The following is a 13,421-nucleotide window of genomic DNA, read 5'->3' on the forward strand; positions in this document are numbered from 1 at the left end:
TCGCCTCGAATCACGCAGAACAAGCGCATCCAATTTGCCGGAAACCGCAGCCCAAAGCCACGAAATTCGGCAATCTGAAAACCGAAATCAGGGGAAATTGTTAAACGGAATCAAAGCATTCCGAGTTCTTCACGGACGACTATCGAGTTGTGGGGCGTTGCGGGCGTATCTTCGGGCGCTTCTTAGGGCGCTTCTTAGGTCCATTGCGCGCATCCGGGCCGCGGGCGGCGGGCATCTGCGAGATGCCCGCGCTGACGTTTCAAATGGCCAGTATCGCCTCTGTCCTTGTATGGCCCACCGGTATTCTGGTTCCTGGCGTGTTCGGTCTCAAATGGTTGCAGGTGTAGATTCAAGCGACACCCGGCGAGCGAGCAGCTTGTCGATCCGCTTTCCGTCCATATCGACGATCTCGAACCGCCAGACTTCATAGTCGAAATGCTCGCCGGCCTCTGGAAGGTGTCCAAGCCGGGACAGCGCGAAGCCGGCGATTGTGTGAAAATCACCTTCCGCCGAGCCTGACCGGAAGCCAAGGCGCGCGAAAGCGTCGTGAGCCGGCATCAGCCCGTCGATCAGCAGTGAGCCATCCTCGCGCTCGATGACATACGGTTCGTCGTCATCCGCATCCGGCAGGTCACCGGCGATCGCTTCGAGCAGATCGGTCTGCGTGACGATCCCTTCCAGGCTGCCGTATTCGTCGATGACGATCGCCAGACGCACCGGCGCCTTCTTGAACCGGTCGAGCACGCGGAAGATCGTCGTTCCTTCGTGAACGACCACCGGTTCGCGGATGACCGCCATCGGATCGAGAGCCTTCCCGTCCAGTGCCTGATCGAGAAGGTCCTTCTTCAAAATCATGCCCAGCGGCTCGTCGATGCCGCCGCGGCCGACCAGGAGCTGTTCATGGTGGCATGCGCGAATGGTGCGCAGGATCTCGTCCGGGCTATCGTCGGTGTCGATCCAGTCGACGTCGCGGCGTGGCGTCATGATATCGGCGATGCGCCGATCGCCAATGCTGAAGACACGCTCGACGACCTCCTGTTGGGTTTGGTGGAGCAGCCCCGCCTCCTGGCTCGCGGCGATGAGCAGCTTGAGCTCCTCCGGCGAGTGCAGGGATTCTTCTCCCGTACCGGGGCGCAGCCCGCAGAGGCGCAGCACCAGATTGCCGAGGCCGTTGAGCGAGATGATCGCCGGCCGCAGCAGAAACAGGAAGAGCCCGAGCGGGCGCACGACCCAGAGCGCCGTGCTCTCGCTGCGCTGCAGGGCAAGGCTTTTCGGCGCGAGTTCGCCAAGCACGATATGCAGCGCGGTGATGATGATGATGAAGGAGATCGCGACCGCAATCGCATGAGAGCCGGCCGTGGCGAGCGACCCGGGCAGTGCGTTCAGCAGCGGCTCGATCAGATGGGCAAGCGCCGGTTCGCCGATCCATCCGAGCGCAAGCGATGATATTGTGATGCCGAGCTGCGTCGCGGCTAGGTTGGCGTCGAGATTGTCCACCGCCCGCTTCAAGGCATTGGCATTGGTCCTGCCGGCATTGACCAGTTCGACCACCCGGCTGCGTCGGACGGCAACGAGAGAAAATTCCGCCGCGACGAAAAAGCCGTTCGCGGCAACGAGAACAAGTACGGCGAGTATCCCGAACAGATCGTACATACTGCCATCGGAACTAGGCATGGTCTCCTTTTGGGCGGCAATCGCCACTAGTTATTGATGGGAATTCACCTATAGCACGGCACCTTTGCGATGCTACGGACGTGTAGCTTGCTCGCGCGTCGCGGGGCGAGTTATTACTCTGCCTCCCGCCTTTGATACCGATCGGTCATAACCTCTCAACGGAACGATCGGGAGATCGCGCGAACAGAGCGGCTGCTATAGACCGTCCCGTCTTTCCTCTGGCGGACGAACCTTGCGGAACATTGCAAGTAAGAGGATGTCGTAGACAATCTTCAAGGCGCCGGCGATGAGTAGCGGCCAACCGAAGCCGGAAACAGCCAGCAGCGAGCCGGCAAGCATCGGGCTGGCGGCTGCCGCGAGGCTGCGCGGGACGGCGGTAACACTCGCTGCTGCAGCCCGTTCATCAGGCGTCACCACCGCCATGACGTAGGAGGTGCGGGTCGGCACATCCATCTGCGACAAGGCGCTCCGGATCAGCAGGAGCACGATGACCGGACCAAGGGTCGGCATGAAAGGGATGAGCACAAGGCAAAGACTGGACGGCAGATGCGTGAACACCATGGTGTTCACCAGCCCGATCCGTTTGGCGATTTGCACCGCCACCAGATAAGACGCTGCCGAGAGGACACCTGTGAAGAAGAAGATCGCGCCAGTGGCGGCGAGCGATAGGCTAAATTGTTGATAAAGCCAAAGAGCCAACAATGACTGGACCACGAAGCCACCCGCAAAGGCGTCGAGACTGAAAAGGGCAGCGAGCGTCAGGACGATTGCTCGCGACTTGCGCAATGGCTCAGCCGGTGTCGCCCCAGGATCGAGCGGTTCATTCGGCAGCCGCCGATAAAGAAGCAGCGATCCCAACCCCAAGGCTGCATAGAGGAGGAAGGCGAGCTGAAGCGCTTGCCTGATCTCCAGTCCGACAAGCAGTCGAAGCAAGTCGGGGGCTCCGGCCGCCAGAGCGCCGACAGCGCCAACAAGTGAACCGACCACGCTGTAGCGGGCAAAGAGGGCGGTGCGGTCGTGATCGGTGACGTTATGGGCAAGTTCCGCATGCTCCAGCGGCAGAAACACACTTACGTCGCCGGATGATGGGTTCAACGTTCCGACGAATGCGATAAGGAGCAGTGGCCAGAAATCGTTGACCAGCGCAAAGGCGATCCCCGTGGCGATCATCAGGACGGCAGCTGCGATCAGCAGAGAGCGGTGGGAAAAATGGTGCGCGACGAACCCGACAGACAGCGTGAGCGCCGCTGAACCCGCCAGCGTCGCCGTGGTGAGGATACCAATCTCGAAAGGATTGAAGCCGAGCGCGGCCAGATAGGCTGGAAGCAGGAGACTGACGAGTCCATCGCCGAACGCCCGTAATCCTCTCGAAGCCAGTAGATAAGTGGCTGCCGGCCCGGCACCGGAAGGAATGAGCGCAAATCTCTGTTTCGCCACCGGATCGCGCACAGCATTCGTCGACCTTTGAGCCGTCAAGGATGCCTCCTGACCAGAGAATGGTTGCGCCGATCGAGCAGATCAGACTGACCCCGTCACGACACCATAAAGCACGCCGAGGACCGAACAGGCTGCGAGCACCTGGATTATGCCGATCTTGAAACGGAACACCGCGACCAGCGCACCGAGCGTCAGAACCAAGGACGGAATATTGACGGAGTTGAACACGGGAACATCCAGCGTCATGCCCAGCCAGCTGACCTCACCCAGTTCGCGGAACAGCACGTGAAGCGCGAACCACACGGCCAGGTTCAAGACCACACCGACCACTGCTGCTGTGATGGCAGACAGCGCTGCTGGCTCCAGTACATTATAGGGACACAGATATACGGTAGCGATTATCGGCGAAGATTTTTGATACCGAGTTCGGCCCAGATCCACCGGAAATCATAGGTCGCCATGGGATCGTTGGGGTCAGGCTGGCTTGAAGAACGGTTTTCAAGATATTTGAGCCATTCGGCGGCCTTCTCGCGACCCTTGGCGGTTTTGATGGCCTCGCGCGGGGAAATATTACCCAGCATTCCGACGGGCTGATCGAGGGTTTCGCGGTACTGCTTTTCCAAAAACTCATGAACGACTTTTGTGGCGATCTCGGGTGGCAGCTCCGGACCAGCCGTATCCTTGTCACGGACGGGCCTTTCGGCCATCATTTGCTCGACGGTACGGATTTCGGTGAGCGGCCTTCCAACCAGATCGTTCAGCGCCCCCTGCATCAGCGTCGTTCCTTTTGCGGCTCGGGCGGCGGAATTCGTCGACAGATGCAAGGTGCGACCTTTCATTTCAACATTTCCGAGAACCCGTGCGCCGTCCTCCATCGTAATGTCCCATGCGAGGTTCCCAGATCTGCCGGCCTTGAGCCTTCCCTTCGGAGTGTCGCCAAGCCAGTTCCAGAATTTCGCGTTCTCCTGGCGCAGAGCCGGGACTGTCTTCAGCTGGGCGATAATTTCTTTCTGGGTGATCCCGGATGCCAACGGAAAGCGCACATCGTGGAAGACGATTGCGTCACCGTCGCTATTCTCGAAGGTGGTCTGCTCCATCCGCATCGTCCGATCCAGGGTGTCGAACAGCCATGAGAGGGTAAATACCGGCGCGACCTGTTGAAGTTCTTCGTTTGTTGGTATGCGCAATTTTTTGGACCGACCCTTGCCAAAGATCGCCCGCAAACCATCGAACAGCGCGTCGGAAGCTTCCGGCGTGAACGGCAGTAATCCTCCGCCAATGATGTTCTTGCCCGTAACGGGAACGATCCTGGCGGCAACCCTGCCCCATTGCTGCAATGTCTTCGTGGCTGTGCCCTCGCTGACCAGGACAGGATCTCCGCCGCGGATGAGATCGCGAGCCATCAGGGATTTGCCTGACACGATGTCGCTGACTTCGTAGAGGCTCATCACCGACGTCCGGAGCGCCTTCATGTAAGCTTTCGCCTGGGCGCCTTCCTTCCAACCGCGCCGCTTCAGATACTCGTCGACGATATTGCCGCCCTCGACGTCGAAATCCTGAGTGAGGAAATCCTCGAAGGCGCAGCCCCAAAGCGTCATTGCCCAATGATCGCCGAGCATCTCGGCCAGATCATCGAATTCCATGTTGCTGGCGTCGAGAACCGGCCCGAAATGATCGTCGAGAACATCTTCGAAACAATCGCGCCATTCGTCGCGGGAGAGGAACTTCATCAGACCCTTGAGATCATGGCTGTTGGGCATGGCCTTTTCCCACTTTTCGTCTGTGCTCGGCGATAATTCTCGATACCGTCGGCTGGCTGACTTCGTAGAGCCGCGCCATTTCAGCGGCTGACTTGCGTCCGGACAAGACGCTCTCGGCGATTTCCAGCCGTTTCTTTGGATTGAGCTTCTTGCGGCGGCCGCCGATCCTGCCTTCGGATCGCGCCAAGGCCAACCCGGCGGAGGTGCGTTCGCGGATCATGGCGCGCTCGAATTCGGCGAAGGAACCGACCATCTGCATCATCATGCGCCCTGCCGGCGTCGTTGTATCGATCGCCTCGGTCAGAGAGCGGAATCCGGCACCGGCGGTCTCGATCCGCTCCATGATATGCAGCACGTCCTTGAGCGAGCGTGACAGGCGGTCGAGCTTCCAGACGACAATGGTGTCGCCCTGCCTCAAATGATCAAGCATCCTGTGTAATTCAGGCCGCTCCCAGCGACCGCCAGAAGCCTCTTCCTTGAAGATGCGCTTGCAACCTGCATCGGCGAGAGCCTTGGCTTGCGCCTTGTTCGACTGGTCGTCCCCCTTGCTTAAGGGGTCGCAGCGGTTGAAGATCGTCTACCAATCCCGCGGGTCAGCTATATCCACCGAGCGAGTGGTCGAACCTTACGGAGTGTTGATTGGAATCCGACGCTATCTGGTGGCCAGGCCAACAACCGATCGCGCAGGTCCGCTCAGGCACTTCGTGGCTGAGAAGATCGAACGCGCGGAATTGACCGGCGAGGTCTTCGAACGTGATCCAGGCTTCGACATTCATGCGCATGCGCGGAAGGCGTTCGGAGCTTTTCAGAACGACAGTGAGTTTGGCGAAGTCATCTGGAAGTTCAAGCCTGACGCAGCGCCGCACGCGCGAACTTTCCTGTTCCATCCGGCTCAGATACTGGAGGATCAATCCGACGGTTCACTGATCGTGCGTTTCTGGGCGTCCGGTCATATGGAGATGTGCTGGCACCTCTACATGTGGGGAGACAAGGTTGAGGTCGTGGCGCCGGAGGCCCTTCGCCGAATGGTCGAGACGCACCAGCGCTCTGACTTTCCCTCGCTTCCATAGAATGCAATTTCCCAAACAGCTTTGAAGGATGCGAACTGCACGATCTGCGGCTGGTGACAGATTCTGTCATTAGCCTGTGGAAACCTGAAATCGCTAGAGATTGGCAGCCTAGGCAGGAACCTAAGCGCAGGCCAGTATCTGTTTTGGGGAATCAAAGCCTTCTCGCGCGAAGGCAAAGGTAAGGGGCATGGCTTTTCGATTTGTTCATACGGCGGACATTCATCTGGATTCGCCTCTTCGGTCGCTGGCGCTGCGCAACCCGGAACTAGGCGAACTGATTGGCAACGCGACACGGCGTGCCTTTGTCAATATCGTCGATCTCTGCCTGTCCGAGCAGGTCAACGCGCTTCTTCTCGCAGGTGATCTCTACGACGGCGATCAGACCTCCATGAAAACTGCGCGGTTCCTTTCCGAGCAAATCCGCCGACTGGACCAAGCCGGAGTGCGGGTGTTCATCATCCGAGGCAACCACGATGCGTTGTCGAAGATCACCAGAGAACTGACCTACCCGGAAACCGTAAAAGTCTACGGTGGGCGCCCGGAGGCTATCTCGCTCGAATTGGATCAAGCGACCCCTGTGGTTATTCACGGGCTTAGCTTTGCGCAGGCCCAGTGTCCCGAAAATCTGGTGGGAAAGTACAAATCACGGATCGAGGGCGCTGTTAACATCGGTCTTCTGCACACCAGCCTCGCAGGAACGCGGGGGCACGATCCCTACGCACCCTGCGACGTCTCGGATCTGGAGGCGACAGAGTTCGACTATTGGGCGCTCGGTCACATTCACAAGCGATCAATCAGTAACGGACGCTGCACGATCGTGATGTCTGGCATGCCCCAGGGGCGCGACATCAACGAATCCGGTCCGAAATCGGTGAGTCTTGTTACGATCGCTGATGACCGAACAGTCCGTGTTGAGGAGAAGTTCACGAGCATCGCACAGTTCGAGCGCGTCGTGGTCGACCTCGATGGCATCGCAGACTGGCGTCACATGGTGACCACTGTAGCGGGCACGCTGGGGGCTGCGCGGGAAGCTGCAAATTCCGAACATCTTGTGGTCCGGCTCTCCTTCACCGGACGAACGCCGCTTGCATGGCGGCTCCGTAACGATGCCGATCTCGTCAAGACCGATGCCGAGCACAGGGCATCTGTCATTGGCCGGACCTGGATCGAGAAAGTGGAGATCCAGTGCACCGACCTCGTTTCCGCAGATGGGTCCAACGGGGATCCACTCGTCGAACTTCGAGAGCTTGTCGGAAGCGATATCATCGGCTCGGAAGCTTACCACGCCGCGCTCATCGATATTGGGGAGGAGCTTCGTGGTCATCTGCCACCTGAAAGCAGAGGCAGTTTCGGTGCTGATCAGGAGGAATTTCGGGCCACGTTGCGCCTGCTCGCGCAGGAGGGGGTCGAAGATGTGCTCGCACGGCTCCAACGTCGGAAGCAGGATGAGGTAGCATGATGCGCATCAACCGGCTTGACCTTACCCGTTACGGCAAATTCACCGACAAGCACATCGACTTCGGGTCCACGGAGCCGGGCCGTCCAGATTTACATATCATCTACGGTCCGAACGAGGCGGGCAAATCGACCGCCCTATCTGCATTCCTCGATCTCCTCTTCGGCATCGAATCCCGCAGCCGCTATGATTTCCTCCACCCATACGCAACGATGCGCATCGGGGCCGCATTGGACATCGGTGGTGTTGCCCGGGAGCTTGTCCGGATCAAGAAGCCCCAAAACAGTCTGCTCGGTCCGGGTGATCAGCCGATCGGCGAACATCTGATACTCGGCGAGCTTGGTGGAGTTGAGCGCGACGTCTATTGCGCGATGTTTTCCCTCGACGATGACACCCTTGAGGAAGGCGGCGAGAGCATCCTGGCCAGCAGGGGTGATCTCGGACAGCTTCTGTTTTCGGCAAGCACAGGTTTGGCTGCACTAAGTCAGACACTTGTTGAACTGCGTTCGCAGGCTGACGGCCTTTTCAAGCTCCGTGCCCGCAGCAGTGAAATCGGCGACTTGAAAAGTCGGCTTTCCGATCTGAAGGAGCGAAAGGAGCAGATTGACACCCTCGCTATCCATTTCCGCCAGATGGTGGAAACCAAGGAGCGGTCACTGGCACATTATGACGAAGCGATGGCTGACCGAACCCGGACGCAGCTGCGGGTGGACGAGATCAAGAACCTGCTGACCGCACTGCCACGACTGGCGGAATTGCGGGAAATCCGGGACAGTCTCGCTGAGTTGCAAGATGTTCCCGAAGCGCCGCCTTCGTGGGGAAACGAACTGCCGGCGCTTCGTCAGGACGACATCGAGCTTGCCGTGAAGCGGGAGACCGCGAAAGCGTCCATGAGCGAGCTTGAGAAAGGGCTCAACGCCATTGCCATCGACGAGATCGCGCTCAGCTTGGGGCAAAGAATGGACGCTATCGGCGAGTTGCACGCCCGTTATGTCACCGCTGAGAGGGATCTGCCGGACCGTCGTCTGCAATTGATGGAAGTCGATCGGGAAATTGCGAATATTCTGCGGCTTCTCGAGTGCCTTGAAGAAGACGAGCCGAGCAGCCTGATGCTCGGAAGTCGCATTTCCGGGAGCATCAGAGATCTCGTTGAACGCCGGTCTGGTATTGACGCGACACTTCAAAACGCGAAGCGCGAAGCCGAAGAGGCGAACCGCCGTCTGATCGAGTTGCGGAGCAAGCTGTCGAGCGAAGCCGCTGTCTCCATAAACGGCAAAGCCATTGCGGCGCTGGCGAGGGAGCTCTCGGCTCTTCGAGAGAACGATCATGCCGCCCGTCGCCGTGTCGCCGAACGCTCCCGTGTGGATCTTAAAGAAACACTGGCGCAGCAGATGTCGGAACTCCGACCGTGGGGTGAAAGCGTTGACCAGGTACGGCAAATGAGAGTGCCGGCACCTTCTGAGCTGGAGGCCTGGAAATCAGCTCTGTCTAAAGCGGAAGCCGAGATCGATCGCTACAGCGATGACAGCGGGCGCCTCACGAGTGAGCAGCGGCGTTTGCGAGCCGAACTGGATGCACTGAAGAATATCACCCGCGTTGTGGCTGATCATGAGGCGGCGACGTCGCGATCAGCGCGTGAAGCGGCATGGGCTACGCATCGTGACGCGCTCGATGAATCGACCGCTGCGGCGTTTGAGATCGAGCTGCGGAAAGACGACCTGATCACCAGCGCACGGCTGGGACAGATGAGCGACCTGGCGAAGCTGAATCAAACTTATCAGAGGCTCGCCGTCGCGGAAGCGGAATTGGAGCGCTCAGCGGAGTTGCTGAACGCGGCGAAGTCGAAACGCGAAGCTATCAGGGCCGAAATTCTGGAGTCCGCTCGGAAAATGGCTCTGACCGTTTCTGGCGAGATCAAGCTAGGTGGGCTTGAGGCATGGCTGGGACGCCGCGAAATGGTCCTCGCGACAGCCGACTTGCTCGGGGAGGCCGAGGGTGACTTGCGCCAGGCGGAAGCGGACGGCTCGGCGGCGCGCAACCGGCTCTCGGCGGCACTATCGGCGGCAGCCGTTTCCCAGGATCACTCTGACCCCTATGAAGCGCTTTTGGCCAGGGCCCAATCCGCCGTTGATCTTGAAGTCGAACACAAGAACTTGAGGGAGCAACTTGAACGCTGCGAAAGGGAGCAGGCTTCCCGCCAGTCAGCACTTGAAACGGCAACTGCCGACGAGGCGCAATGGGACGCGTCATGGGCTGAGGTTTGCAAGAGCTGCTGGCTCGGCGCAGGAGGGACTATCCCCAGCCTCGCCACCGTCAAGGAGGTCATGGACAGACTTGCCGAGCTCGGCCCGGCCGCTCAACGACAAGCCGGCTTGGCAGATCGCATCGCCAAGATGGAGGAAGATCAGGCGGCCTTCTCACGCGAGCTTGCAGTCATGGCTGCAGAGCTGGGATTGGAGAGATCAGCGGAGAGTGCGCTGGGTCTCTGGGCGCTGATGTCCGCCAGAGTGGAAGAGGCCCGATCGAAAAAGGCGGAAAGGGAATCCAAGCACCTTGCTCTGGAGGGTCAGATTCTCAAAACCCGGGACCTGGAGGCGGAAATCGCGATTTGCGAGCGACGCAAATCTGAAATGACGCAGCTGTTCGGAGTATCATCCTTGCAGGAGGTAGAGAAAAAGCTGCGCATGATCGAGCAAAGGAGAGACTTGCGCCGGCGTTGCAATACCATCGAACGCGAAATACGGGACGCGCTATCAATCCAGGACATGGCCGATGTCGAAGAGATGCTTGACGCCGCGGATCGGCCTGCGCTGGAGGTCGAGCAGGTAGAACTCAGGGCCCGGTTTGAGGATCAGGATCGGCGTGTGCGAGAGTTGTTTACGGCATACTGCAAAGCGTCCGACGAGGTGGATGCCGTCGACGGCGATAGTGCCGTGGCTGCTCTTGAAGAGCAACGGCGCACGGTCCTCCTGGAAATCGAGGATAAGGCGTTCAGCTACTTCCGCCTCATGGCCGGCATCGTCGCGGCCGAGCAAGCCTTGCGCCTCTATCGCGACAAGCATCGCAGTTCGATGATGCTTCGCGCCTCGGAGGCTTTTCATGTGATCAGCCGCGGAGCCTATCGCGGTCTGGCGACCCAGCCCGACAAGGACGCCGAAGTGCTTATTGGCATCGGGGCTGATGGGAGTTCCAAGCTGGCGCAGGAAATGTCAAAGGGAACGCGCTTCCAACTCTATCTCGCGCTCAGAGTCGCCGGCTACCACGAGTTCGCCCAATCTCGCACCCCTGTTCCCTTCATCGCCGACGACATCATGGAGACGTTCGACGACTTCCGTGCCGAGGAAGCCTTCCGGCTATTCGCCGACATGGCGAAAGTGGGTCAGGTAATCTACCTGACGCATCACCAGCATCTTTGCGATATCGCCAGGCGCGTTTGTCCCAATGCGCGCATACACGAGTTGGCGCCGCCGCTCGCTCTGGAAAGCCGTGCGGCGTGAGACGTGGGAGCCGAGTAGGGAATTCGGGGCGCTACCAGCCTCGGAGATCCCGCCCATATCGTCTCAGCTGATTTCCATGTCACGGCCGATTTCCGATGTGACGGCGCTGGCGATCCTCGCGCGCGCGCGCGAGGAGTGTAGATATTCGCTGTCAGGTCGGCTTGCAAACGAATTTCGTCTCGGCGATGGTGCGCCGGGGTAACATCTGGGGGGGCAATGAATTCTATCAGCTCAATCTCAAAGCTCGACGAGCGCGTTGAACGTGACCAGCGCCATGCCGAGATCGCGGCCAGCGCAGCCAGGGCTGAACTTGTAAGTCTTCGCCCGGCGCTGGCTCCGGTAGATAGCCGCTTCGGTCTAACGGACCACGATCGAGGCCGAATGGATTATGCCGACCGAAGGCAGGCTGCTCTTGAGGCGATAGAAGCGCAACCGTTCCAAGTGATGGTGGAAGCCTACACCGAGGTTGCAGGTGAGGACGGGAAAGTGATCGAAAAGGAGCAGCTGTGGTATGCCAACGCTGGGTCCTCCGCGAACGAAGTCTTCAAGTACGGCAGCACGACGGTCGCCGTCCTCGCCTGGACCCACCCAGGCCTTCAGCTGGCGCTAGGGACTAACCTCGGCGATTTGCGGGACGTCCGGGCCAACGGCTATCGGCTTCTGAGCGTTGAGCCGCTCGCGAAAGCACGCTTCGACGAAACCTTGCCGATGGTATCGGCAGTCTACGAACCGGGTGGCGCCGTTCGTCCGCAGGCAGCTACGCCAGCAAAGACCGGACTAAAAGCCGTTAAGCTCCACATGACTCAGGACCAGGTGCTTGCCTTTGTATCCCGGATGTCGGGGCTTATGGTGGTCACTGGCGCCCCTGGGTCAGGCAAAACGACGGTTGCCTTTCAGCGTATTCGCTTTCTGTTCGACCAGCAGGAGCAACGACAGAATGGTGGACGCTTGGTGCCCTACAAGCCGGAGCTCACACGCGTCTTCCTCGCTAACCAGAACCTCGCCGATCAAGCCAAGGCTCTTCTAGCGGACCAGCTCAACATCCCGACTTTCGTCGTCCAGCCCGTAGATGACTTCATCGCGAGCTATTTGGACCAAGTTTGGCTGTACAAGCACAATGCCCGACCGCGTCAGCGAAAGCTGCCTCCGTTGGATATCGCTGCGCGAATGGCTGTGCTCGGCCTTTCAGATCACCACGATCTCACTCGCCTCTGGGAGGTATACGAACATCAAGTCGCAGATCGTCTCGGATCTGGCGCGGAAGCGCCTTGGGCGGGGGTTGATGGAAACAGTGTCGAGAGTTTGACCGCGTTGGCGAACAGTCTTCGAACCATTGCCGAACGAGCAACCACCGGTAGCGACCCGTTGCGGTCGAAGCTTACGATGGGAGCGATATTCCGGGGGGTGACGAGCAGCTACACTGCAGCACGCGAAGGAATGCCCGCAAAAGTAAGAAGCCGATTTGACGAGCTTTTTCAGCAATGGCTGTACTTCGTCTACGACCCGCTCTCGTCCGTGGCAACGTACTTTGGATCCCGCGGATCGGAAGCGGCCCACAGAATGAGGCGGGGCACAGGCGCTCGCGTTGACGAAGCCGAGATCCTAAAGAATGCAATCTCTGAATGGGCTGAGCGCGGGTTTGGCCCCGAAGACCGATCTTGGCTCGCTTGGCTCCTGCGCTTTGCACTACCTGAAGCAACTGATCCCGACTTGCGATTCCGCGAATTGCCCTCGGCTATTGCACCGGCTATTTCAGGCCACGAGCGCTGGACGCACGTTGCGATCGACGAGGCGCAGGATCTCTGCGTAGCCGAAGCATCACTCATTGGTTCGTTGGTGGACCCGGACGGTGCACTGACAGTCTCGGCCGACTTTCGGCAGATCGTCAGCCCGGTACACGGAATGAGAACAACCGATGCACTTCGCATCGGCAGATCTCTTCGTGGCAAGGGAGCCGAGCAGATCTACCCGTTTGCCCGGAACATGCGGCAGAGCCTTCAGATAGGGCGATTCCTACAGGGGTTCTATGAGATCGCGTTCAAGGAGCGCCCCACGTTTGAGGTGAATACCACCTTGCAGGACAAGAAGCCTCAGCTCATCATCGCGCCGCCGCAGGATCAGGCTTTGCGAATCAAGCAGCTCGTTTCCGTCTTGCGAAGGTCCCATGTCGTCCGCAGCATCGCGCTTCTCCAGATCAACGAGGACGAGCAGTCTTTGAAACAATTGCGATCCGCGCTTGACCAGGAAGGCGTTCCTCTCGCGCCTCTCTGGTCAGCTGCGGGAGACGGCCTCGTCACTACGTCAGTCGAGCGGATAAAGGGGCTTGAGTTCGACGCATGTATCGTCTTGGGCCTGGAGGATGTCGAGAGCGCCGCACTGAATTTCACATTGAACCGCGCCTATGTCGCGCTCTCGCGCCCTGCGCGGCGCCTCGCCCTCATTTCCAACGAATATCCATCTCTGCTGCGTCGAGTTGATCGCGATCTCTTCGATATCACGCATTCCTGACCTCCGACCAAGGTTCGAC

General features: G+C 59.3%; 8 protein-coding genes and 1 pseudogene. 4 read left to right on the forward strand and 5 right to left on the reverse strand.

What is annotated here, in order from left to right; genetic code table 11:
• Positions 1-327: 327 nt before the first annotated feature.
• The 5 genes and pseudogenes from NKH89_RS12200 to NKH89_RS12220 all read right to left on the reverse strand — a co-directional run bounded on the left by NKH89_RS12200 (position 328) and on the right by NKH89_RS12220 (position 5,445).
• Positions 328-1,674 carry a hemolysin family protein gene (locus NKH89_RS12200; RefSeq protein ID WP_352908953.1) on the reverse strand — a complete coding sequence of 449 codons (1,347 nt, stop codon included), beginning with the start codon at positions 1,672-1,674 and terminating at the stop codon, positions 328-330.
• A gap of 195 nt (positions 1,675-1,869) precedes the next feature.
• A complete protein-coding gene (locus NKH89_RS12205) occupies positions 1,870-3,087 on the reverse strand; it encodes an MFS transporter (RefSeq protein ID WP_031256274.1) in 1,218 nt (405 codons plus the stop codon).
• Between the two features lie 105 nt (positions 3,088-3,192).
• Positions 3,193-3,468, reverse strand: a pseudogene (locus NKH89_RS12210) (chromate transporter); the annotation flags it as partial.
• 41 nt (positions 3,469-3,509) lie between these two features.
• Positions 3,510-4,871 (reverse strand): DUF7986 domain-containing protein, encoded by a 1,362-nt coding sequence (locus NKH89_RS12215; RefSeq protein WP_023802385.1) that lies wholly within the window; start codon positions 4,869-4,871, stop codon positions 3,510-3,512.
• Positions 4,855-5,445, reverse strand: a complete 591-nt coding sequence (locus NKH89_RS12220) for a recombinase family protein (protein WP_031256276.1) — start codon at positions 5,443-5,445, stop codon at positions 4,855-4,857. Before NKH89_RS12220 ends, NKH89_RS12215 begins: the two co-directional genes overlap by 17 nt.
• Between NKH89_RS12220 and NKH89_RS12225 the strand changes: the two genes are divergently transcribed.
• The 4 genes from NKH89_RS12225 to NKH89_RS12240 all read left to right on the forward strand — a co-directional run bounded on the left by NKH89_RS12225 (position 5,438) and on the right by NKH89_RS12240 (position 13,402).
• Complete coding sequence (locus NKH89_RS12225; RefSeq protein ID WP_198032889.1) at positions 5,438-5,941, forward strand: helix-turn-helix transcriptional regulator; 504 nt, start codon at positions 5,438-5,440, stop codon at positions 5,939-5,941. The genes NKH89_RS12220 and NKH89_RS12225 overlap by 8 nt on opposite strands.
• Before the next feature lie 187 nt (positions 5,942-6,128).
• Positions 6,129-7,400: a metallophosphoesterase family protein gene (locus tag NKH89_RS12230; RefSeq protein ID WP_023802388.1), complete on the forward strand. Its 1,272-nt coding sequence runs from the start codon at positions 6,129-6,131 to the stop codon at positions 7,398-7,400.
• Positions 7,397-10,894, forward strand: a complete 3,498-nt coding sequence (locus NKH89_RS12235) for an AAA family ATPase (RefSeq protein ID WP_023802389.1) — start codon at positions 7,397-7,399, stop codon at positions 10,892-10,894. The genes NKH89_RS12230 and NKH89_RS12235 overlap by 4 nt, the downstream gene beginning before the upstream one ends.
• Before the next feature lie 216 nt (positions 10,895-11,110).
• Positions 11,111-13,402 (forward strand): helicase domain-containing protein, encoded by a 2,292-nt coding sequence (locus tag NKH89_RS12240; RefSeq protein ID WP_352908957.1) that lies wholly within the window; start codon positions 11,111-11,113, stop codon positions 13,400-13,402.
• The last annotated feature ends 19 nt before the right edge of the window (positions 13,403-13,421 follow it).

The sequence above is a fragment of the Mesorhizobium sp. M0923 genome (assembly GCF_040319365.1).
Classification (GTDB): Bacteria; Pseudomonadota; Alphaproteobacteria; order Rhizobiales; family Rhizobiaceae; genus Mesorhizobium.